The organism is Brachybacterium sp. AOP42-C2-15, from assembly GCF_052377065.1.
In the GTDB taxonomy this organism is placed as follows: domain Bacteria; phylum Actinomycetota; class Actinomycetes; order Actinomycetales; family Dermabacteraceae; genus Brachybacterium.
On sequence record NZ_JBQSWK010000008.1, the window covers coordinates 1 to 20980 of the forward strand.

Genomic DNA, 20980 nt, shown 5'->3' on the forward strand with positions numbered 1-20980 from the left:
CTTTGTGAGTCGACAAGGTGCTTATGGTCACACTGTAGGCGTGATCGAGCTCGCGACCAGCATCGGAGACGGTTCGCTGCGGTGGTGATGCCGTCTCGTGATGAGATAAGCGCTTCCCGGTCCCGTCCTGCGCGCACAGGGGGAACCAGCCCTGCTCGCACAGAACAGAGGGCACGGACCGTCATGGTCCGTGCCCTCTGCTCGCGCGGCCCTCAGGGGCCGAGCGCGGTCACTTCTTCGCGGTGGTGCTCTTCTTCGCGGTGGTGGCCTTCTTGGTGGTCGTGCTCTTCTTCGCGGGGGCGCGCTTGGCGGCCGGCTTCTTGGCCGGCCCCTTGGCACGCTTCTCCGCGAGCTTCTCGATCGCGATCGTCTCTGTGATCTCCTCGACCTTCTCGGTCGCACGGAGGGAGACGTTCGTGGTGCCGTCGGTGATGTACGGACCGAAGCGCCCGTCCTTGATCACGATCGGCTTCTCGCTGGTGGGATCGACCCCGAGCTCCTTCATCGGGGGCTTCGCAGCGGCCCGGCCCCGAGTCTTGGGCTGGGCGTAGATCTTCTCCGCCTCCTCCATGGTGACCGAGAAGATCTGCTCCTCGGTCTCCAGGGAACGGGAGTCGGTCCCCTTCTTCAGGTACGGACCGTAGCGGCCGTTCTGGGAGGTGATCTCGATGCCGTCCTCAGTGGTCCCGACCACGCGCGGCAGGCTCAGCAGCTTCAGCGCGTCCTCGAGGGACACGGTGGAGAGATCCATCGACTTCAGCAGCGAGCCCGTGCGGGGCTTGGGCTGCTTCGACTTCGGGACCTTCTTGCCGCCGGTCTCCTCGGGATCGGGCAGGATCTCGGTGACATAGGGGCCGTAGCGGCCGTCCTTGGCGACGATCTCGTTCCCGGTCGCGGGGTCGGTGCCGAGCACGCGACCGTCGTCCTTCGCGCGCTCGAGCATCTCCTTGGCGACCTCGACGGTCAGCTCGTCCGGGGCGACCTCGTCGGAGACGTTCGCACGGCGCGGATCCGCACCGTCGATCAGCTCGCCGGCCTCGTCCCGGGCGGCCTGCTCGACGTAGGCGCCGTAGCGCCCCACGCGCAGGGTGATGCCCTCACCGATCTCGATGCTGTTGATCGCGCGGGCGTCGATCTCGCCGAGGTTGTCGACCATGGACTTCAGCCCGAGCGGTCCGGCCGACCCGTCGGAGAGGTAGAAGTTCTTCAGGTACTCCGAGCGTCCGAGCTCGCCCTGGGCCATACGGTCCAGCTGCTGCTCCATCTGCGCGGTGAAGTCGTAGTCAATGAACGGCCCGAAGTGCTCCTCGAGCAAGCGCACCACGGCGAAGGCGGTCCAGCTGGGCACCAGAGCGGTGCCGCGCCGCAGCACATAGCCGCGGTCCTGGACGGTCGCGACCGTCGAGGCGTACGTCGAGGGACGACCGATGCCGCGCTCCTCGAGCGCACGCACCAGCGACGCCTCGGTGTAGCGCGGGGGAGGGGTCGTGGAGTGGCCGTCGGGGGTGAGGTCGCGGGTGTCGAGCTGCTGCCCCTCCTCCATCTGCGGCAGACGCTTGTCCCCGGAGTTCTCGGCCTCGTCGTTGCCGTAGCGGGAGGCGTCGCGGCCCTCCTCATAGGCGGCGAGGAAGCCGCGGAAGGTGATCACTGTGCCGGCGGCGCGGAAGGTCGCGGTCCGCCCGCCCTGCTCGAGCTGCAGCTCGACGGTGGAGGTGGTGCCCTTGGCGTCGGCCATCTGGGAGGCGATCGTGCGCTTCCAGATCAGCTCGTAGAGACGGAACTCATCGCCCGCGAGCTGCCCGGCCACCTCGGCAGGGGTGCGGAAGTGGTCACCCGCGGGACGGATCGCCTCGTGAGCCTCCTGCGCGGCCTGGGACTTGTTCTGGTAGACGCGCGGCTTGTCCGGCACGTACTGGGAGCCGTAGAGCTCGGCGGCCTGGGCCCGGGACGCACGGATCGCTTCACCCGAGAGCGTGACCGAGTCGGTACGCATATAGGTGATGTAGCCGTTCTCGTACAGCGACTGCGCGACCCGCATCGCCTGACGGGCACCGAGACGGAGCTTGCGCGAGGCCTCCTGCTGCAGCGATGACGTGGTGAACGGGGCGGCCGGACGCCGCGTGTACGGCTTCGACTCGAGCGCCGCCACGGTGGCGGGAGCATCGGCCAGCACCTCGACGAGGGTCCGCGTGGACTCCTCGGTCAGGACGGCGGCGTTCTTCGCCCGCGGCTTCAGGGTGCCGTCGTCGGCGAAATCGGCGCCGGTGGCGATGCGGGCCCCGTCGACCGTCTGGATCTTGGCCGTGAACTGGGTGGTGTCGGTGCCGAAGGTGCCGGTCACATCCCAGTAGTCGGCGGCGACGAAGGCCATCCGCTCGCGCTCGCGCTCGACCACCAGACGGGTGGCGACGGACTGCACACGGCCGGCGGACAGCGACGGCTTGATCTTCCGCCACAGCACGGGCGAGAGCTCGAAGCCCACCAGCCGGTCCAGGATGCGACGGGTCTCCTGCGCATCGACCAGGTCGGTGTCCAGCTCGCGAGTGTTGTCCAGCGCCGCCCGGATCGCGTCCTTGGTGATCTCGTGGAACACCATCCGCTTGACCGGCAGGGACTTCTTGGGCTTGAGGGTCTCCAGCAGATGCCAGGCGATCGCCTCACCCTCGCGGTCCTCATCCGTGGCGAGGTAGAGCGTGTCGGCGTCCTTGAGGGCCTTCTTCAGCTCCGCGACGGTCTTCTTCTTGTCGGGGCTGACGATGTAATAGGGGTCGAAGCCGTTCTCCACATCGACGCCGAACTTCCCGTAGGGACCCTTCTTCATCTCGGCGGGCAGGTCACGCGGCACCGGGATGTCGCGGATGTGCCCCACCGAAGCCTGGACGATGTAGTCGTCCCCGAGATAGCGCGCGATGGTGCGAGCCTTCGCAGGGGACTCCACGATCACCAGATGCCGTCCGCCAGTCACGTTGATATGTCCTTCCTCGCCGCGTCACGTCGCGGCCCGTTCGCCGTGGCTGAATGCCGTGGTCCGGGATGAACCGGACGCATCCACTGCGCTCGGCGATTGCTCACGGTACACGCTCGCTGATGCGCCCCCGGTGTGAGATCGGCGTGCGCAGCGCCAGCACCAGGGCCATCCAGGCGCCGGTGCCGCCACCGATCAGCGCGGCGGTCGCGCGGAACGCGGCCAGCTGCTGGGGGACGTCGTGGAGCTCGAGCGGGCGGGGGAGGGACAGCAGACCGACTGCTCCCATCCCGAGGCCAGCGAGGCCTCCCAGACCGAGCACCGCCGCCATCACCACCGTCCCCGCGCCATGACGCGGGGTGCGGGAGGAGTTCGAGACCTCGATGCCGCGGCGGCGGCGGCCACGGCCGGGATGGGCGGCGGCCCGGGCGCGGAGGCGGCGGGTGTGGAGCCCGTCGGCGGCGAGGACCAGGAACGTCCAGGCGGCCGCGACCGCGATCGCCCCGATCACGTCGCTGGGGCGGTGCCAGCCGACCACCAGCGTGCCGAGGCCGGCGGCGAGGGTCCACAGCGCGCCGAGGGGCGCGAGCACCACCCGCGCCCGCCCGGCGGCCAGCACCACCGCGATCATCGCGGTGGCCGCGAGGGTGGTGTGCCCCGACGGGAAGGAGTTGGGGGTGATGTCGATGCCCGGCCCCAGCGCCTGACGGGTGACCAGGACGTGCTTGATGAGCTGGGTGGTGAGGTTCGCGCCGATGGCCAGGACGGTCAGCGGGATCAACAGCCTCAGCCGTCGACGCACCAGCACCAGCACCGTCGCCAGCGCGAGCAGCACCGCGATCACCGGCACGCTGACCGACTGGACCGCGAGCTCGGCGTACTGCGACAGCGGGCCCTCATGTGCCTTTGCGCCGGAGAGGATCAGCTGATCCAGGCGCTGTCCGCTCGCGGTGCCCACCGCGCCGCGGGCGAGGCCCACGATCGTGGCGGTGCATACAGCGGCGGCCAGCAGCGAGAGCAGCGGGCGGGCGAGACCGCCGACGCGGGCGGTGCTCCCGGAGCGGGCGGCATCCCGGCGGCCAGCGGTGCTGGCGGCGCTCACAGGGCCACCATCTGGGTGATCAGCAGCTCGCGCACCGCAGGCAGCGCCCGGGCGCGGGCCTCGTCCTCATCGACGTCGGTGAGCGCGCAGACGGCACCGAGCACCTGCCCGAGGGTCAGGGTGCCGTCCAGTGCGCCGACGGTCGCGGCGAGCAGCTGGTCGGCCCGCACCACCCGCGCGAAGCCCGCGCCCTGGACCAGCTCGATCAGCATCGGGTCCCAGTCCCCGGGGGTCAGATGGCGGCGCTCGATCACGTCTTCCGCCCGCACCGGGCGGGAGGCGGCCAGCGCCTCGTCGTCGTGGTCCTCGAGCGCGGCGAGGGCGCTCAGAGAGGCGGCGAGGTGGGCGGCCAGGGAGCCGCTGCCGGTGCCCGGGACGAGCTCTGTGCGCAGCACTCCGGGTCGCGCGGCGGCGCTCTCCGGGCGGCGCAGCAGCAGGTAGCCGAAGCCGATCGCCTCCACATCCCGGGCCGCGAAGTCATCCAGCCATGCCCCGGTCAGGGCCGGCCAGCGCTCATCGCGGGTGGTGATGCCGCCGTCACGGACCCAGGTCTCCGCGTACTGAGCGGGATCCTCCTGCTCGCGCTGCAGCACCCAGGCGTCCACGCCGTCGGCGACGGCCGCCTGCATCCACGCCCGGGGATGGGTGTCCCAGTCCTCACCGTCGCGGATCTCCCAGTTGCCGAGCATCACGGCGCTGCCGCCCGCAGCGAGATGGGTGGGCAGCTCCCGCAGCAGCTCGGCGAGCAGTGTGTCCCCGGCGCGGCCGCCGTCACGGTAGGTCCAGGTCGTGTCCTCGGCGACGACATCGCGCGGGGTGATGACGAAGGGGGGATTGGACAGGATCAGGTCGAAGGTCTCGCCGCGCACGGGCTCGAGCAGGGAGCCCTGGCGAAGGTCGAGCTCGATGCTGTTCAGCGCGGCGTTGAAGGCGGCGAAGCCCAGCGCCCGCTCGGACAGATCGGTGGCGACCACCTGCTCGGCGTGGCGGGAGGCGTGCAGCGCCTGGATCCCGCCGCCGCAGCCGAGGTCGAGCACCCGGCGGGCGGGTTCGCGCGGGGTGATCCTCGCCAGGGTCAGGGAGGCGCAGCCCACCCCGAGCACGTGCTCCGGGCCCAGCGGGGCGCCGGTGGCGAGCTCCGAATGGTCCGAGGCGATCCACCAGTCGATCTCTCCGGCGTCATCGCGTGCCGAATACGGGGCGAGGTCCACCAGCGCCTGCAGCGCGGAGTCGGGGTCATCACCGGCCGGGCCGAGCAGGCCCAGGCGCAGCGCGCCGTCGACGCCGAGGGTGGGCAGCGCGGCCTGCACCTGCGCCCGGGACAGCACGGCGCCGAGGGTGAACAGGCGCAGCAGCACGGCGGCAGGATCAGTCAGCGGTTCGAGCATCCGGCGAGCCGGGACGGGGTTCTCGCGCCGCAGCGCGGCGGAGGCGACCGGCCCCAGCAGCTCCTCGATCCTGGCACTCGTGTACAGGCCGGCCGAGAGGTCCGTGCGCAGGGCCGCGATCTCCGCGGTCAGCACGCGCGGGGGCGGGGTCGGTGAGTCGGTGGGCATGGCTACGATTGTGCATCAGCCACCTGGGGTCCGACCGGACACCAGGCGGGGGAGATCCGCACATTCTGTGCGCGGTCGCGAAGTGAGAGATGGGGAGGGACAGGCGGATGCGGGCAGGTGCAGCCGAGGACCTCCTCACCGATCTCACCGCGCCGCTGATCCGCCGCAGCTGCCTCACCCATGTCGAGCGCCGACCTGGGCGGGAGGGACGCCGCGGCAGCTTCCCGGAGTGGACCGATCCGCGGCTCGTGCAGCATCTCGCCGCGCGCGGCATCACCGCTCCCTGGACGCACCAGGAGCAGGCCGCGCAACTCGCGCACGACGGTCAGGATGTGGTGCTCGCCACGGCCACGGCCTCGGGCAAGTCGCTCGCCTACCTGCTGCCCGTGCTCACCGCGATCGGGGCTCGCGAGCATGACTACGAGGCTCCCCGCGCCACCGCCCTGTACCTCTCGCCCACCAAGGCGCTGGCCGCGGATCAGCTCACGAACATCACCGCGATGGCCGACGGTGCCGGGATCCGCGACGCCCGGATCGCGGTCTACGACGGCGACACCCCTTCCGAGCAGCGCCGCTGGGTGCGTCGCCACGGCTCCGTGGTGCTCACCAATCCCGACATGCTGCACTTCGGGATTCTGCCCGGGCACGAGCAGTGGGCGCACTTCTTCCGGGCGCTGCGCTATGTGGTGATCGACGAGTGCCACAGCTACCGCGGAGTCTTCGGCAGCCATGTCGCGATGGTGATCCGGAGGCTGCGCCGGATCGCCGCGCATTACCGTGCCGATCCCACGTTCATCCTCGCCTCCGCCACCACCGCGAATCCCGAGCTCTCCGCCTCGCGGCTGGTCGGTCGGGATGTCGAGGCGGTCACCGAGGACGGCTCTCCCCGGGCCGGGCTGACGATCGGGCTGTGGGAGCCGGGCACCCGGACCAGGGTCGACGGCCGCGGGGACCCGGCACGGTGGCAGGACGCCGAGGACGCCGAGGACGCCGAGGACGCCGAGGACGCCGAGGACGTCGACGACTCCGCCGATGATGAAATCGACGATGAATCCGGCGAGGGCACCGCGGGGAAGCGGCGAGAGGACCCGCTGCGCCGCTCGGCCACCAGCGAGGCCGGCGCGATCCTCGCCGACCTCGTCGAACGGGACGTGCAGACCCTCGTCTTCGCCCGCTCTCGGCGCGGCGCCGAACTGGTCTCCAGCGGTGCGCAGCGCCTGCTCACGCAGAAGGCCGAGCGCACCGCCGCCCCTGGGCTTGCGGACCGTGCCTCCCGGATCGCCGCCTACCGGGGCGGGTATCTGGCGCGCGAGCGACGCCAGCTCGAGGACGCGCTGCGATCGGGGGAGCTGAAGGCGCTGGCGTCGACCAACGCGCTCGAGCTGGGGATCGACATCGCGGGCCTGGACGCCGTGGTGGTCGCCGGCTGGCCCGGGACCCGGGCCTCGCTGTGGCAGCAGTTCGGCCGGGCAGGGCGGCGACAGGACGCCGACGGCGGCGCGCTCGCGCTGTTCGTCGCGCGGGAGGACCCGCTGGACACCTATGTGGTCCACCACCCGGAGACGATCTTCGGCGCCGAGGTCGAGGCATCCGTGTTCGATCCCGCGAACCCATATGTGATGACGCCGCATCTGTGCGCCGCCGCTTCTGAGCTCGCGATCCGTGACGGCGAGGAGGAGATCTTCGGGCCGACGGCGCGGGACCTGCTGATGACCCTCGCGGCCCGGGGGGTGCTGCGCTCGCGGGCCACCGGCTGGTACTGGACGCTGAGCGAATCCGCGCACCAGCTCACCGACCTGCGCGGCAGCGGTGGGGAGCCGGTGCGGATCGTCGAGCAGGCCAGCGGCGTGCTGCTGGGCACCGTGGATGCCGCGAGCGCCCACACCCAGGTCCACGACGGCGCGGTGTACCTCCACCAGGGACGCAGCTATGTAGTGGACCGTCTCGACGTGGAGCAGGCCGCTGCCTTCGTGCACCGCGAGGACCCGCTGCACACCACCCATCCGCAGTCCGCCTCCAGCCTGCGGATCCGGCAGATCGATCGCGAGGTCGAATGGGCGGGCGGGGTGCGGCTGTGCTTCGGCACCGTGGATGTCACAGACCAGGTCACCGGCTATCAGGTGCGTGATGTGTTCACTCAGGCCGTGCTCGCACAGCGCCCGCTGGACCTGCCCCCGCGCACCCTGACCACCAAGGCGGTGTGGTGGGTGATCCCCCGGGAGCGGACCGACGCCGCCGGGATCCCGGAGGAGGAGCTGCCGGGCGCCCTGCACGCGGCGGAGCATGCCGCGATCTCGATGCTGCCGCTCCTGGCCACCTGCGACCGCTGGGACATCGGCGGGCTCTCCACGGCGCTCCACGAGGACACCGAAGCACCCACGATCTTCGTCTACGACGGCGCCCCCGGCGGGGCCGGCTTCGCCGAGCGCGGGGCCGACGGAGCCGCCGCCTGGGTGCGCGCCACCGCGGACATGATCGGTGAGTGCGGCTGCGAGGCGGGCTGCCCCGCCTGTGTGGTCTCTCCGAAGTGCGGCAATGGCAATGAACCCCTGTCGAAACCGCAGGCCGTACGCCTGCTGGAGCTGTTGCGAGAGCAGGAGGGGAACGCCGGATCCGCGCGGTGACGACCGTCTGACGGTTGCCGTGACGAAAGAGGGAGAGCGCTGCGGCGACGTGCTGACCACGCCGTGACTGATGCGGCGACGTGCTGACCACGCCGTGACCGAACCGTGATGCGGCGCTGCGCTGCGAGTTCTCGGTGGAGCCCCACAATCAGGATGTTCTCCGGACACCGGGGAGGGGAGCGGCCGTGCGTCGCCAGAGGTGGAGGAGCCTCGGATGAGCAGTGCGATCGCGGATCGACCGGTCGTGGGAGTGACGCAGGAGCGTCCCAGCCCGCAGCAGCGGCTGCGAGCCCTGGTCTCGCCGCCACGGATCACTGCTGTGGACGTGGCGCGGGCGCTCGCGATCCTCGGGATGATCGGCGCGCACGTGGGGGACATCCCGGAGTTCTCCCCGGGCGATCCGCTGAGCTACTTCTCTGTGGTGCATGGGAACTCCGCGCTGCTGTTCGCAGTGCTGGCAGGAGTCTCGATCGCGCTGATGACGGGCCGGACCCAGCTGCCCGACGTGGAGGAGCTCCCGCGGCTGCGCCTCGCACTCCTCGGCCGCGGCGCGGTGATCTTCGTGATCGGTCTGGTGCTGGAGATGCTCGGCACAGGGGTCGCGGTGATACTCACCTTCTACGGGGTCATGTACATCGCTGCGCTGCCGGTGCTGCGGCTGCGCGCCAGCAGGCTGCTGCTGCTCGCGCTCCCGATCGCGCTTTTGGGACCGTTACTGGTCGCCGCCGTCGAGGTGCTCTCGCTCGGGGGATACGGGAGCGGGGCACTGCTGGTGCTGACCGGCATCTATCGGTTCACCGCCTGGGCTCCGCTGATGCTGGTGGGCATGGCGCTGGGGCGGCTGCCTCTGGAGCGGCGCCGGGTCGCGGCCGTCGTGGCGGGGGTAGGAGCGGCGCTCGCCGTGCTCGGCACCGGTGTGGGGCTGCTGTTCGCGGTGCTGCTCGGCGTGCTGGCCCCGGGAGCCCTGACGGGCAGCTCCTCCTGGGAGGAGGGGACGGCTTCCGGCAGCTCCGGCGAGGGCTCCTCGTGGACTGTGGAGGACGAGGGGTCGTGGGAGGGTGACGCGGCCACGGTCCCGGGGGAGGAGATCGACCTGACCGGCCTGGTCTGCTACCCGCCCTATCCCGGGGATCCGACCGTCTACTGCGAACCGCCCGACTACGCGGATACCTGGCTGGAGGAGGAGTCCTCGTGGTCCGAGGACCCCGGAGGCGAGGGATGGGCGTCCTATCCGCAGAGCCTGATCGACATGGAGCCGGGGCCGATGCTCCTCGATTCGGTGGTCTCGCTCTCTCCCCATTCGGGCTCCACCGTGGAGATATTCCGCTCCGGAGGGCTCGCGATGTGCGTGATCGGAGTGCTGTTGCTGCTCGCGAGGCCGCTGCGATGGGTGCTGCTGCCGCTGTCGGCACTGGGCGCGATGCCGTTGACCGCCTATTCGGTCCATGTGTTCGCGCTCTTCGCCTTGGTCGGGCCCGGCGGATGGATCTCCAGCAACCTGGTGTGGGTGCTGATGAGCCTCGCTCTGATCCTGGTGTGCCTGGCGTGGGCGGCCCTCCTCGGCCGCGGTCCGCTCGAACGGCTGACAGCCTGGGCTGCACGGCGCGCCGCGCCACCCCTGCCGGTCCCGGCACCTACAGGAGACGCCCGCGGCCAGCGTTGAGCCTCGACGACCAGCCCCGACGAGCAGCCCGATCACACCGTCACGGCAGGTCTGCCGGGCCCGGCCCGGCTCGGGAGCGGGAGGTTGCCACCGGCAGCGGGGACGCCTCGACCTGCACCGTGACCAGCACGTCCCACTCACGCTGCTCGCAGGAGACCAGCAGCGCCCCATTCCGGTCCGCGGCCTCGGCGGCCACCTCACAGGGCTGACCGTGGGCGGCGGCGAGGGCGTCGGCGCCGGCAAGGGCCGCGAGATCGGCTGCCGTCTCGGCGCGGGACTGGGCGATCACGCCGGTGCCCAGCAGTGAGAGGCCCCCGACCACCGCGGTGGCGGCTCCGGTCCAGGCCAGCACCGACGCGGCACCGGTGCTCATGGTGCTCGCCCCGAGAGCAGATGGGGTTCGAGCCGGGCCTCGGCATCGGCGTTCAGCTCCCAGCTCGCCCCGGACAGCGCTCCAGCGGGGGCTTGCAGGGTGCGGCTGACCTCCACCCGCACCCACTCACCGCCAGCGACGATCTCGACCGTCGTGCCCTCACCGCCTATCCGCTGTGCGACGGCCGTGGCGGCGGCCGAGTCCTCCCCGCGGGCCAGCTCCCGGGCGGCACCGCGTGCCGCGCTCTCGAGCCGCACCTGCGTGCCGAGCCCAGCCCCGGTCAGCAGCACCACGAGCACCATCACCACCACAACGGGCAGGACGATCGCGGTCTCCGCGGTGGCGGACCCCCGGTCGTCCCGCAGACGGGACGACCGGGCGGACCGCGGCATCATGACCCCTTGGACAGGGCTGAGGTGATGATCCCCATCAGCAGTTCGCGCACCTCCCCGGACGCCAGCAGGGCGACCAGGACGGCGGCGAATCCGCAGGCGGCGAGCACCGTGATCGCGTATTCCGCAGTCGAGGCGCCCGCCTCGCCGCGCATCACGCGGTCGAGAGTGCGGCGCAGCCGCTCCTTGGTGAGGGACATGAGGTCCTCCTTCGTGTCGGGGACGGCGTTCGCCGTCCCGGGGGTGGCAGCCGCAGCTGCCCGTCACCGGCTCCGGGAGGAGTCGGTGCACCGGGAGGGTCCCGGTGGTCATGGCCTCACGCTCCGCCGACGGTGAGGGAGAAGGTGCCGCCGAGCAGGGACATCACCGTGGGGATGATGCCGAGTGCCACGAAGGCGGGCAGCAGGGTCAGACCGGTGGGCATCACCAGGCGGACCGCGAGCTGGGCGGCGAGCACCTCGGCATCGCGGGCGTGGCCGCGACGGGCGTCCCGCGCCGCGGAGCGGAGCACCCGGGCGAGATCCGCACCCGTGCCCTCGGCCAGAGCCGCGGACTGCTCGAGCGCGCTCCATGCTGGCGGCAGCACCCTGGTGGCGTGGGCAGCGGGGACACCGGCGGCGAGCGAGGTGGCGAGCCTGTTCAGCGTCTTCGCGTCGGGGCCCGGTTCCAGTGATTCGCCGACGGCGGCGACGGCGCGGGCCAGAGGCAACCCGGAATCGAGCGCCCCGGCGATCAGTTCGAGCCCCACGGACGGATCCACCCGGTGCTCTCGGGGAGGGTCCGCTTGCCGGATCAGATGACGCATCCACCACCAGCCGAGGAGGGTGAGCACCAGCCCGGTCAGGCTCAGCAGATTGCCGGCCGGGGACACCAGTAGCAGTCTCAGCGGATCCCCGCCCAGCAGCATTCCCAGCCCGAGCCCTGCCAGGGGGAGCACCAGCAGGATCCGGGCGGTGGAACGTGGGCCGGCGAAGGCGCTGCGGCGCGCCTGAGCGGCATCGTGGAGGTCCCGCAGGGCGTCCGCGAGGCTCTGCAGCATCTCGGCCGTGGGCGCGCCGGTGCGTGCGCAGACCGCGAGGGCCGCGCCGAGGGCGCTGACCATCTCGGACCGCTGCAGGTGCGCCCCGGCGGCGCGGCGGGGGTCGGCGCCGGAAGCTGCAGCGCGGGAGAGGTCCTGCAGGTCTCCCTCGGGGAGGGTGCGCGCCAGTGCGGACCAGGCCTGGCGGGGCCCGGAGCCGGAGCTGATGATCGTGGCCAGCTGCTCCACGAGGCGTGCCATCTCGAGCGGTCCTGCGGCGGCACGCCTCGGCGTTCGCAGGGACGGGGTCGAGGCAACGGCGAGCGACGGAGGGGAGAGCACCCAGAGCAGGGTGACTGAGAGGGCGAAAGCCGCGATGATCATGCCGACCTCCGGCGCACGGCTCGGGGTCTCGGGGCGGCGTTCTGAGGCACGGTCGTCGCTCGGATGGCGGGCATGGGCTGGGTGGCGCGGACCCGCTCGGCGAGAGCCTGCGCGGCCGGCCCCTCTTCCAGGCGGCGGTCTTGCATACGCAGCGCGGTCGAGGTTCGCAGCATTCCGTCGTCGCCGCGGTGCAGGAGGGCGATCTCCTCGAGCGCCCGCACCCCGTCTCGGCGCGCGAGATGGACCACCACCTCCAGGGCGCTGGCGACCTGGGCGGCCAGCGCGGCGCGGTCGAGCCCGCCGAGCGCACCCAGCGCCTCGAGCCGAGCGGGGACATCCGCGGCGGTGTTCGCATGGACGGTGCCGCAGCCGCCCTCATGCCCGGTGTTCAGCGCTTGCAGCAGCTCTCGGACCTCGCCTCCACGGCACTCCCCGAGGACCACCCGGTCCGGTCGCATCCGCAGGCTCTGCCGGACCAGAGCGGTGAGGTCCACTGCGCCGGCACCTTCACTGTTCGCATGACGGGACTGCAGATGCACCACGTGGGGGTGGTCCACGGCCAGTTCGAGCACATCTTCGACGATCACGATCCGCTCATCAGGGGACGCCTCGCGAAGCATCGCGGCCAGCAGGGTCGACTTCCCGGTCCCGGTGCCGCCGCTGATCAGGAACGGCACCCGTGCCGCGATGATCGCTCGCAGCACGTCCCGGGTGGCGGAGTCGATCGCGCCGAACCGCTCCAGATCCTCGAGATCGAGTCGGGTGGAGGAGGGCAGGCGCAGGGAGAGGATCGCCCCGCCCGGGGACAGCGGCGGCAGCACGGCATGGAAGCGGATGCCGGACGGCAGATGCGCATCGGCCCAGGGCAACGCATCATCGAGCCGCCGTCCGCCCGCCGTCGCGAGCCGCACCGCGAGATCACGAGCCTGACCCGGCTCCAGGTGCACAGAGGTGGGGTGCAGCCCGGCGGCGTCATCGACCCACACCGTCCCGTCGTCATTGACCAGGAGGTCCGTCACCCCGGGTGCGACCAGCGGCTGCAGGGGACCGAGTCCGTCTACGTGGTCACGGAGCCGAGAGGTGAGTTCGAGGGTCGCTGCCGCACCGAGCACCCGTCCTTGGCGGCGGAGCACCCGGACGATGCGCGGCACGTCCACCAGGCCGGGGGAGCGCACCAGGTCTTCTCGCACCAGGTCCAGAATCGGTGAGAGGTCCTCGTCGAGGATGGGCGACGGCGAGGCGCTCATGAGCGCCCGCTCGTGGTCAGGGCGGAGACCAGCATGCGGGCGGCGCGGTCGGCGCCCCGGCGTCGCACATCCAGCAGGGGCACGGCGCCGCGGGTGCTGTCATGGAATGTTGCAGCGAGGGGGAGCGCGAGGTCCTCGCAGACCTCCCGGCTGTTGAGGGGCCCGCTGCGGCGCACCACGGCCTGGGCGAGTCCCTCGGACAGCTGCCAGGCACGCATCCTCCGGGTCGCCGAACGCACCGCATGGTCGGTGGCCGGGACGAGCACCAGCAGGTGATCGAGATGCTCTGCGGCGGCCGGGACCATCTCCGAGCTCAGATCCACCACCACGGTCCCTCCCAGCGGGGCCAGAGCGGACAGCACCCGGGAGACCGCGGAGCGATCCGGTCCGGATCCTTCCTGGGCGACCAGCAGACGCACCTCGTCCACGATCGGCAGGCCCTCGCGCAGCGCCTCCCCATCGTCCGGACCCAGATCGGCCGTCTCAGCCCAGCTGATCCCTGGCGCCGTTGGCGCCTCGACCAGCAGATCGAGGCCGCCGCTCAGCGGATCGGCGTCGATCAGAGTCACCGGCCCTCGGGAGCGGAAGGCGGCGGCCAGCCGTGCCGCGAAGCTCGAGGCGCCGGCTCCGCCGCAGCCCCCGGCGACTCCGAGCAGCAGCGACGCGCTGCGGGGCCGGGCGAGATCGGCCAGACGCGAGAGCAGCTCCTCGGAGCCGCCGGGCAGCGGGATCACTGCGCGTGCACCGGCCGCGAGCGCGCGCGGCCACACTGCAGCGGGGACCTCGCTTCGGGAGGTCACCACCAGCAACGGCGCTCGTTCCCGGCCGAGCACCCCGGCCCGGTGCGCAAGAGCATCCGCATCTGCGACCACACAGGCCGCGGCCCCGCCCTCGAGGACATCGGAGAGCTCGGCTCCGACCGCCATCGTGTGATCTCGGACCAGCTCGCGCAGCGGCCCTTCCGGACCTATCCAGCAGACCCGCGGGCGGGCACTCGGACCAGGAGCCGCAGCCGACTTCTCCAGTCCGGGGAACCGTGCGCTGCGACGCCGCGGGGTCGTGTCCGAAAGGCCGTCCGGCTCCGTCGGGATCACGGCATCCGGCAGGCCCGGGACGAGGGCCTCAGGAGCAGTGGAGGGGGCAGTTGTGCTGGTCATGCGGCCATGGTGGCCGCAATCCGGCCGGCTGGGCAGGCTCGATCGGAGATGGTGGACAACTGCGTTCTGTGGAGGAACGGTCCGCGGGACCCAGGTCCTTGCGCACCCGGCGGCAGGCGCGTAGTGTGATCTTCACAACGACGAATACCGGCATCGGAACCCACGTACGACTGGTCCCCGCAACGGACCGGCTGTGAGGCGTCGAAAGCGCCACCGCAGCTAGATCACGTGTACGCCTGATCCCGATGCACATGGCTCGTCCGGAGCGGCGCCGCGAGAGATCGCGACGCCGCTCCATTCTTTTGTGCGCAGAACTTTTTCTCTGCTGCGCTCAGATCTCTTCTGGTCCCTGCTGCTCTCTTCTGCGCAGAACCTCCGCGGGCTTCGCGACTCACCGTCGCGAGCTGCGCGACGGGACGCTGTGTGAGCGGCACACCCGAAACGCCATCGCGACGCCCGGGCGTCGGGCTCAGAACTCCAGATCCACGACCACCGGTGCGTGATCCGAGGCGCCCTTGCCCTTGCGCTCCTCGCGGTCGATGAAGGATCCGGTCACCGCGGACTGCACGGCGGGGGAGCCGAGCACGAAGTCGATCCGCATGCCCTCCTTCTTCGGGAAGCGCAGCGCCTGGTAATCCCAATAGGTGTACACGCCGGGCCCCGGATGGTCGGCGCGCATCACGTCGGCGTAGCCGGCGTCGACCACGGACTGGAACGCGGTGCGCTCCGGCTCGGTCACGTGGGTCTTGCCCTCGAAGAAGCTCATGTCCCACACGTCCTCGTCGAACGGCGCGACGTTGAAGTCGCCCACCAGCACGGCGCGGGCCGAAGGATCCTCGGCGAGCTCCCGGGCGCCCTCGGCGCGCAGCGCCTCGAGCCAGCGCAGCTTGTAGGCGTAGTGCGGGTGGTCGAGCTCTCGACCGTTGGGCACATATAGCGACCAGATCCGCAGTCCGTCACCGACCACGCCGCCCAGCGCACGCGCCTCGATCACGCCGGTCTCATCCTCCGGGAAGCTGGGTACGGCAGGCAGCGCGGTGCGCACATCGGTGAGGCCGACGCGGGAGATCAGCGCCACCCCGTTCCACTGGTTCAGGCCGTGTGCGGCAACCTCGTACCCCGCCTCCTCCAGCGCGGTCAGGTCCAACTGCTCGGGCTTGGCCTTGATCTCCTGCAGGGCGAGCACGTCGACGTCGTGCCGCTCGAGGAAGGCGAGCACCCGATCCATCCGGGCCCGCAGCGAATTGATGTTCCAGGTGGCGATGCGCATGCGACCGATCCTACGGGGGACCGAAGTCGTCCGCAGTCCCGCCCGGACAGTCGTAAACTCAAGCCATGGCGCGCGCACTCGTCACCGGATCCACTTCCGGGTTGGGACTCGAATTCGCCTGGCAGCTGGCCGGGACTGGGCATGACCTCGTGCTGGTCTCGCGTGACCAGGACCGGCTCGGCGCCGTCGCCGAGCAGATCCGCGACGTCCACAAGGTCGAGGTCGACGTGTTGCCCGCCGACCTCTCGGACCGTGAGCAGCTCGAACGCGTCGCGATCCGCCTCACCGACCCCGTCGATCGAGTGGACCTGCTGGTCAACAACGCTGGTTACGGGCTGCGCGGCGGGTTCCTCGAGGTCGGCGTCGATGACCACGAGAAGCAGATGGACACCCTGATGAAGGCCGTGCTGGTCCTCTCCCATGCCGCGGCCCGCACCATGGTCCAGCGTCGCAAAGGCGCCATCCTCAACGTCAGCTCCCTGGCCGGCTACACCACGGCCGGCCCCTATGCCGCGTCCAAGAGCTGGGTCACGGTGTTCACCGAATCGCTCGCGATGGAGCTCAAGGGCACCGGCGTGACGGCGACCGCGCTGCTGCCAGGGTTCGTGCAGACCGAGTTCCATGAACGCGCCTCGATGAGCATGGACGGGCTGCCGCGGATCACCTGGTTGAAGGCGCCGTATGTGGTCGAGCAGGCTCTCAAGGACACCGCCAAGGGCAACGTGCTGTCGATTCCGTCGGTGAAGTACCGCACTGCCAGCGAGTTCTCCAGGATCGCACCGCGGCCGCTGATCCGTGCCTTCACCTCTCCGGACTGGTACCGCCGGATGCAGTCCCGCTCCGTGCATCGCTCCCGTCGAAGAGCGTCACGACGGAACCTCCATGCCCCCTGGCAGCGCGAGGACGAGGCGTAGTCCTCGTCTCCTCTGGGGATCCGGCCGCCGCCACCCTCGCGGACCGCAGGTCCGCAGGTCCGGCATCTGTCGCCCCGCAGCCGGGGCGGCCCCGTGGGCCGTCGGGCGCCGCCGAGGCTCGGTCGATTACTCTGGCCGTATGTCCGGCACCAGCACCGATTCCGCCCAGCCCGCCTCGATCGCGCCCGCCCGCGAGCGCCTGCGAGTCCTGATCCGCGACCTCGCCGTGGTGCGCGGTCACGTGATCCTCTCCTCGGGCGCGGAGGCCGATCACTACGTCGATCTGCGCCGCATCACCCTTCACCACGAGGCCTCCCCACTGGTGGGACGCGTGATGCTCGACCTGCTGCGCCGCGAAGGGCTGCTCCCCGGGGTCCAGGCCGTGGGCGGTCTGACGCTGGGCGCCGATCCGGTGGCGACCTCGATGCTGCACGCCTCCGCCGCTGATCAGGCGCTCGACCCGCTGGACGCCTTCGTGGTGCGCAAGGCCAACAAGGCGCACGGCCTGCAGCGACGCATCGAGGGACCGGACGTCACCGGCCGGCGCGTGGTCGCGGTCGAGGACACCTCCACCACCGGCGGCAGCGTGCTGACCGCCTGCGAGGCGCTCACCGAGGCCGGAGCAGAGATCGCCGCCGTCGCCGTGATCGTGCACCGCTCCGACGCCTCCCGCGAGGCCGTCGAAGCCGCCGGCTACCGCTACCTCGCCGCGTACGACATCTCCGAGCTGGAGATCTGAGGCAACTCAGCCAGTCGGCTCCTACCGCTCGTGCCTCGCAGTACGTCGATCAGACGAGCCCTGCTGTCTGATCTCCTACCGCTCGTGCCTCGCAGTACGTCGATCAGACGGAGTCCACTGCGAAGGTGTCGCAGGACTGCACCGTGCCCTGCTCATAACCGGTGGTGAACCAGGCCTGGCGCTGCTCGGAGGAGCCATGGGTCCAGGACTCCGGTCGCACCTGGCCACCGGCCACCTCGCCCTGGATGTGGTCATCACCCACGGCGCTGGCTGCGGAGAGCGCCGAGGCGATGTCCTCGTCGGTGAGCGGGGACAGCATCGCGTTCCCGTCGTCGTCCACGGTATTGGCGGCGTGGTGCGCCCATACCCCGGCGTAGCAGTCGGCCTGCAGCTCGAGCCGGACGGCGTCGGACTGCGGCCCGGTCTCTGAACGGTCCGCGTCCTGCATCGATCCGGAGAGGTACTGGACGTGATGGCCGTACTCATGGGCCACCACGTACATCTTCGCCAGCTGCCCACCGTCGGCGCCGTACTGGCTCGACAGGGAATCGAAGAAGGTGGTGTCGACGTAGATCGTGGAATCGGCCGGGCAGTAGAAGGGGCCAACATCCGCTGTGGCAGCGCCGCAGCCCGTCTGGACCGAATCGGTGAACACCAGACCCTGGGGCTCGACGAACTGGATGCCGGACTCCGGTCCGAGCTGCGACCACAGCGAGTCGCCGGACTCGATCGTCGCCTGCACCAGGCAGTCATCCTGCTCGTTCGCGTCGGCGCCGGTGAGGCAGTGATCGAGCGAACCGCCCTCGGCGACCGGGCCCTGCCCCTGGCCCTGCGGGGAGGAGGAGCCACCCAGCAGATCCAGCGGATTGCCGCCCATCAGCGCGTAGATGATCACGATCACCAGCAACAGGCAGCCTCCACCGCCGCCGAGCTTCAGGCCGCGGCCACCGCGCCCGCCACCGCCACGGGGCCGAAATCCGCCTCCGCCGCCAGATGCGGAGACGTTGTCGGAGCGGATCTCCGCATTCGGGTTGAAGGTCATGCGCACAGAGTAGACCTGAACGTGCGGTGTGAGCAGGTGGAACAGCGACAGTGAAGGTCCTGGGGACGTGACCAGCTGGTCACTCGGGCAGCACCCGCCACCGCATAGCATTGAACGCGGATGTCCCGTGCTCTGAACGCCGCCGGGCAGATCCGCCCATCAGCACCCCCATCGCGAGGAGACCTGCATGAACATCGTCGACTGGGCGGTCGAGACCATGAACAGCCTCGGCGCTTTCGGTGTCTTCCTGCTGATCTTTGCCGAGAACCTGTTCCCCCCGATCCCCTCCGAGGTGATCCTCCCGCTGGCCGGCGTGGCCTCCGCAAGACCGGAGAACTCCTACTGGATGATGCTGCTGGCGTCTGTGGCCGGTTCCGTGGTCGGGGCCTGGGTGCTCTACGGCCTCGGGCGACTCCTGGGACCGGAACGTCTGCGGAAGATCGTCATCTGGCTGCCACTGGTGCACGTCGAGGATTACGACAAGTCCGTCGCGTTCATGGACAAGCACGGCCACAAGGCGATCTTCTTCGGTCGCTTCGTTCCCGGGGTCCGTTCCCTGATCTCCATCCCGGCGGGCCTGTACGCGATGCCGATCGCCATCTTCACGTTGCTCACGGCCGCCGGCAGCGCGATCTGGAACACGATCTTCCTGACCATCGGCTACTTCATGGGCAGCAACTGGACCGTGATCGAGCCGTACACCGACATCTTCTCCAAGGTCGCCTACGCGGTCGTCGCGCTGGTGATCCTGTGGTTCGTGGTCAGGCTGATCCTGCGGGAGAAGAAGCGTCGCGAGCTGGGACTTCCGGACCCCGATGAGAAGTACCTCCAGGAGGATGCGCAGGAGCCTTCCCAGGAGGACTCGCAGAAGGGCCCGCACGGCGACTCACAGGGGGACGCACAGACGGCCGGGCACGAGCGGACCGACGGCCGGTGACCCGCACCGAAGTACCTGATGCCCGCGGCGTGCCCGGCGGCCACGATGTGCCTGACGGCCCCGGCGCGGTGGAAAGAGCCGGCGCGGAGGTCATGTCCCACCCGGCCGTATCGCGAGAAGTCGGAGTCGGACCGCATCCTCACCCCTGGCCGGAGGACGCGCGCTTCGACCCGGAGCTGCTCGAGCACGGGGACCGCCGCAACGTCGAGGACCGCTTCCGCTACTGGCGTCGCGAGGCGATCATCGCCGAGCTCGACACCCATCGCCACGAGCTGCACGTCGCGATCGAGAACCTCGAGCACGACGCGAACATCGGGTCTGTGGTGCGCACTGCCAACGCCTTCGCCGTCGGCGCCTTCCACATCGTCGGCAGGCGCCGCTGGAACCGACGCGGCGCGATGGTCACCGACCGCTACCAGCACGAGATCCACCACCCCGACGCGCAGCACCTCATCGACTGGGCTCGCGCCGAGGGACGCCCGCTCGTGGCGATCGACCTGGTCGAGGGAGCGCTGCCGATCGAGCGCACCCCGCTGCCCCACAACGCGGTGCTGGTGGTCGGTCAGGAAGGGCCCGGCGTGAGCGCCGAGATCCTCGAAGCAGCACAGCTCGTGGTCGGCATCAGCCAGTTCGGCTCTACTCGCTCCATCAACGTCGCCGCCGCCGCTGCGATCGCGATGCACAGCTGGGTCCTGCAGCACGCCGAGCTCCCCTCCGGGCCCCTGCGCTGATCCCGACCGTGCCGGCCAGCCTGGCCAGCCGTACTCCGGGCCGCATCATCCGCACGCTGAGCCGGGTCAGCTGCACTCCGAGTCCATGAGCGGGACCTGCACAGTCATCTCCAGCCCCATCGTGGGACCGTCCAGCTCCTCGTCCAGGTGGTCATTCCAGGCCCGCACGGTCAGTTCCGCCTGGTTGTGCGGATTCTGTCCGCGCAGTCCAGCGCCGATGGCACGCTCCTCACGGTCGAGCGCACTGGTGTCCATCTCCCACGCTGTCATCTGCGGACGCACCGCATCGGCCAGAGCGCCCCACCCCTTGCTGTCGACCCGCTGCGTGCTGTGATAGACGGTCGAGACATACAGGCAGTTCCCGTTCACTTCCTGCACCTCGGCAGGGATATCCGCGGAGAACGACGCATATTCGTCGGTGCTCTCCGAGACGGATTCGGCGAGAGCGCCGAGCGGCTCTTCGATCAGCTGTTCGGCCTGCGGGAGGGTGAGCGGACCCGAGGTGTCCGCCGGGATGCCAGGTTCGACAGCTCCGGACGCGCAGGCGGTGGTGGCTCCCATCGCCACGACGATCAGCACCATCCAGGCTCGTGCTCGTCTCATGCAGAGGGCTCCTTCGCAGAGCACGGTCAGGGGAGTTCTCCCCATCGTACGGACAGCCACTGCACCGTAGCCTGGTGCGGCTCGAGGTCCTCACCCGTCGGGAGCTGAGCATCTCCTCGCCCGGTGTGATCGGCCTCGATGTCGGGCAGAGACTGCGCATTGAGGGGGTTGGAGAGCTGGAGCTCGTCCATCTCGAGGAGGCTGCTGCGCATGCTGAGACCTCGCAGTCCCGTGCGGGTCAGCGCGCCGTGATCTTCCTTGAG

At 70.6% G+C, this 20980-nt stretch carries 19 protein-coding genes; 6 read left to right on the forward strand and 13 right to left on the reverse strand.

Annotated elements, in window-relative coordinates; translation table 11 throughout:
* Positions 1-229 precede the first annotated feature (229 nt).
* From topA to ACT3SQ_RS06110, 3 genes are all read right to left on the reverse strand, one after another.
* The gene (topA, locus tag ACT3SQ_RS06100) at positions 230-2965 is read right to left on the reverse strand and encodes a type I DNA topoisomerase (RefSeq protein WP_441443200.1); all 2736 of its coding nucleotides are present in this window, start codon (positions 2963-2965) and stop codon (positions 230-232) included.
* A 103-nt stretch (positions 2966-3068) separates the two neighbouring features.
* On the reverse strand, positions 3069-4067 hold the full coding sequence (locus tag ACT3SQ_RS06105) for a phosphatase PAP2 family protein (protein ID WP_444600933.1): 999 nt from the start codon (positions 4065-4067) through the stop codon (positions 3069-3071).
* Complete coding sequence (locus ACT3SQ_RS06110) at positions 4064-5623, reverse strand: DUF7059 domain-containing protein (protein WP_444600934.1); 1560 nt, start codon at positions 5621-5623, stop codon at positions 4064-4066. Before ACT3SQ_RS06110 ends, ACT3SQ_RS06105 begins: the two co-directional genes overlap by 4 nt.
* 107 nt (positions 5624-5730) lie before the next feature.
* Here ACT3SQ_RS06110 and ACT3SQ_RS06115 point away from each other — a divergent pair, with 107 nt between their 5' ends.
* Both ACT3SQ_RS06115 and ACT3SQ_RS06120 read left to right on the forward strand, forming a co-directional pair.
* Entirely contained in the window at positions 5731-8247 is a 2517-nt protein-coding gene (locus ACT3SQ_RS06115) for a DEAD/DEAH box helicase (protein ID WP_444600935.1), read from the forward strand.
* Between the two features lie 214 nt (positions 8248-8461).
* Positions 8462-9910, forward strand: coding sequence for a heparan-alpha-glucosaminide N-acetyltransferase domain-containing protein (locus ACT3SQ_RS06120; protein WP_441443196.1), 1449 nt, complete (start codon positions 8462-8464; stop codon positions 9908-9910).
* A gap of 40 nt (positions 9911-9950) precedes the next feature.
* On the opposite strand, the gene ACT3SQ_RS06125 is transcribed toward ACT3SQ_RS06120, so the two are convergent.
* From ACT3SQ_RS06125 to ACT3SQ_RS06155, 7 genes are all read right to left on the reverse strand, one after another.
* A complete protein-coding gene (locus ACT3SQ_RS06125) occupies positions 9951-10283 on the reverse strand; it encodes an Rv3654c family TadE-like protein (protein ID WP_441443195.1) in 333 nt (110 codons plus the stop codon).
* The gene (locus tag ACT3SQ_RS06130) at positions 10280-10678 is read right to left on the reverse strand and encodes a TadE family type IV pilus minor pilin (RefSeq protein WP_441443194.1); all 399 of its coding nucleotides are present in this window, start codon (positions 10676-10678) and stop codon (positions 10280-10282) included. Before ACT3SQ_RS06130 ends, ACT3SQ_RS06125 begins: the two co-directional genes overlap by 4 nt.
* Positions 10675-10875 carry a DUF4244 domain-containing protein gene (locus tag ACT3SQ_RS06135; RefSeq protein WP_441443193.1) on the reverse strand — a complete coding sequence of 67 codons (201 nt, stop codon included), beginning with the start codon at positions 10873-10875 and terminating at the stop codon, positions 10675-10677. Before ACT3SQ_RS06135 ends, ACT3SQ_RS06130 begins: the two co-directional genes overlap by 4 nt.
* A 116-nt stretch (positions 10876-10991) precedes the next feature.
* Positions 10992-12077 (reverse strand): type II secretion system F family protein, encoded by a 1086-nt coding sequence (locus ACT3SQ_RS06140; RefSeq protein ID WP_441443192.1) that lies wholly within the window; start codon positions 12075-12077, stop codon positions 10992-10994.
* On the reverse strand, positions 12074-13324 hold the full coding sequence (locus tag ACT3SQ_RS06145; RefSeq protein ID WP_444600936.1) for a TadA family conjugal transfer-associated ATPase: 1251 nt from the start codon (positions 13322-13324) through the stop codon (positions 12074-12076). The genes ACT3SQ_RS06140 and ACT3SQ_RS06145 overlap by 4 nt, the downstream gene beginning before the upstream one ends.
* A complete protein-coding gene (locus tag ACT3SQ_RS06150) occupies positions 13321-14481 on the reverse strand; it encodes a hypothetical protein (protein WP_441443190.1) in 1161 nt (386 codons plus the stop codon). Before ACT3SQ_RS06150 ends, ACT3SQ_RS06145 begins: the two co-directional genes overlap by 4 nt.
* A 469-nt stretch (positions 14482-14950) precedes the next feature.
* Entirely contained in the window at positions 14951-15751 is an 801-nt protein-coding gene (locus ACT3SQ_RS06155; RefSeq protein ID WP_441443189.1) for an exodeoxyribonuclease III, read from the reverse strand.
* A 65-nt stretch (positions 15752-15816) separates the two neighbouring features.
* Here ACT3SQ_RS06155 and ACT3SQ_RS06160 point away from each other — a divergent pair, with 65 nt between their 5' ends.
* Both ACT3SQ_RS06160 and ACT3SQ_RS06165 read left to right on the forward strand, forming a co-directional pair.
* Complete coding sequence (locus ACT3SQ_RS06160; protein WP_441443188.1) at positions 15817-16665, forward strand: SDR family NAD(P)-dependent oxidoreductase; 849 nt, start codon at positions 15817-15819, stop codon at positions 16663-16665.
* A gap of 139 nt (positions 16666-16804) precedes the next feature.
* Positions 16805-17404 carry an orotate phosphoribosyltransferase gene (locus ACT3SQ_RS06165; RefSeq protein WP_441443187.1) on the forward strand — a complete coding sequence of 200 codons (600 nt, stop codon included), beginning with the start codon at positions 16805-16807 and terminating at the stop codon, positions 17402-17404.
* Between the two features lie 103 nt (positions 17405-17507).
* Here ACT3SQ_RS06165 and ypfJ read toward each other — a convergent pair whose 3' ends face one another.
* Complete coding sequence (gene ypfJ / locus ACT3SQ_RS06170; RefSeq protein ID WP_441443186.1) at positions 17508-18446, reverse strand: KPN_02809 family neutral zinc metallopeptidase; 939 nt, start codon at positions 18444-18446, stop codon at positions 17508-17510.
* A gap of 187 nt (positions 18447-18633) precedes the next feature.
* Between ypfJ and ACT3SQ_RS06175 the strand changes: the two genes are divergently transcribed.
* Positions 18634-19383 carry a DedA family protein gene (locus ACT3SQ_RS06175; RefSeq protein ID WP_444600937.1) on the forward strand — a complete coding sequence of 250 codons (750 nt, stop codon included), beginning with the start codon at positions 18634-18636 and terminating at the stop codon, positions 19381-19383.
* A gap of 92 nt (positions 19384-19475) precedes the next feature.
* Positions 19476-20114 (forward strand): TrmH family RNA methyltransferase, encoded by a 639-nt coding sequence (locus tag ACT3SQ_RS06180; protein WP_441443204.1) that lies wholly within the window; start codon positions 19476-19478, stop codon positions 20112-20114.
* A gap of 66 nt (positions 20115-20180) precedes the next feature.
* Here the strand turns inward: ACT3SQ_RS06180 and ACT3SQ_RS06185 are convergent, their stop codons facing one another.
* Together ACT3SQ_RS06185 and ACT3SQ_RS06190 are read right to left on the reverse strand one after the other, a co-directional pair.
* On the reverse strand, positions 20181-20717 hold the full coding sequence (locus ACT3SQ_RS06185; protein WP_444600938.1) for a hypothetical protein: 537 nt from the start codon (positions 20715-20717) through the stop codon (positions 20181-20183).
* Between the two features lie 26 nt (positions 20718-20743).
* On the reverse strand, positions 20744-20929 hold the full coding sequence (locus ACT3SQ_RS06190) for a hypothetical protein (protein WP_444600939.1): 186 nt from the start codon (positions 20927-20929) through the stop codon (positions 20744-20746).
* Between the last annotated feature and the right edge of the window lie 51 nt (positions 20930-20980).

Coding starts and splice junctions, on each gene's coding strand:
- ACT3SQ_RS06110 (WP_444600934.1), bottom strand. CDS start 5,623: ATGCCCACCGACTCACCGACCCCGCCCCCGCGCGTGCTGACCGCGGAG.
- ACT3SQ_RS06115 (WP_444600935.1), top strand. CDS start 5,731: ATGCGGGCAGGTGCAGCCGAGGACCTCCTCACCGATCTCACCGCGCCG.
- ACT3SQ_RS06120 (WP_441443196.1), top strand. CDS start 8,462: ATGAGCAGTGCGATCGCGGATCGACCGGTCGTGGGAGTGACGCAGGAG.
- ACT3SQ_RS06125 (WP_441443195.1), bottom strand. CDS start 10,283: ATGAGCACCGGTGCCGCGTCGGTGCTGGCCTGGACCGGAGCCGCCACC.
- ACT3SQ_RS06130 (WP_441443194.1), bottom strand. CDS start 10,678: ATGATGCCGCGGTCCGCCCGGTCGTCCCGTCTGCGGGACGACCGGGGG.
- ACT3SQ_RS06135 (WP_441443193.1), bottom strand. CDS start 10,875: ATGTCCCTCACCAAGGAGCGGCTGCGCCGCACTCTCGACCGCGTGATG.
- ACT3SQ_RS06140 (WP_441443192.1), bottom strand. CDS start 12,077: ATGATCATCGCGGCTTTCGCCCTCTCAGTCACCCTGCTCTGGGTGCTC.
- ACT3SQ_RS06145 (WP_444600936.1), bottom strand. CDS start 13,324: ATGAGCGCCTCGCCGTCGCCCATCCTCGACGAGGACCTCTCACCGATT.
- ACT3SQ_RS06150 (WP_441443190.1), bottom strand. CDS start 14,481: ATGACCAGCACAACTGCCCCCTCCACTGCTCCTGAGGCCCTCGTCCCG.
- ACT3SQ_RS06155 (WP_441443189.1), bottom strand. CDS start 15,751: ATGCGCATCGCCACCTGGAACATCAATTCGCTGCGGGCCCGGATGGAT.
- ACT3SQ_RS06160 (WP_441443188.1), top strand. CDS start 15,817: ATGGCGCGCGCACTCGTCACCGGATCCACTTCCGGGTTGGGACTCGAA.
- ACT3SQ_RS06165 (WP_441443187.1), top strand. CDS start 16,805: ATGTCCGGCACCAGCACCGATTCCGCCCAGCCCGCCTCGATCGCGCCC.
- ypfJ (WP_441443186.1), bottom strand. CDS start 18,446: ATGACCTTCAACCCGAATGCGGAGATCCGCTCCGACAACGTCTCCGCA.
- ACT3SQ_RS06175 (WP_444600937.1), top strand. CDS start 18,634: ATGAACATCGTCGACTGGGCGGTCGAGACCATGAACAGCCTCGGCGCT.
- ACT3SQ_RS06180 (WP_441443204.1), top strand. CDS start 19,476: ATGTCCCACCCGGCCGTATCGCGAGAAGTCGGAGTCGGACCGCATCCT.
- ACT3SQ_RS06185 (WP_444600938.1), bottom strand. CDS start 20,717: ATGAGACGAGCACGAGCCTGGATGGTGCTGATCGTCGTGGCGATGGGA.
- ACT3SQ_RS06190 (WP_444600939.1), bottom strand. CDS start 20,929: ATGCGCAGCAGCCTCCTCGAGATGGACGAGCTCCAGCTCTCCAACCCC.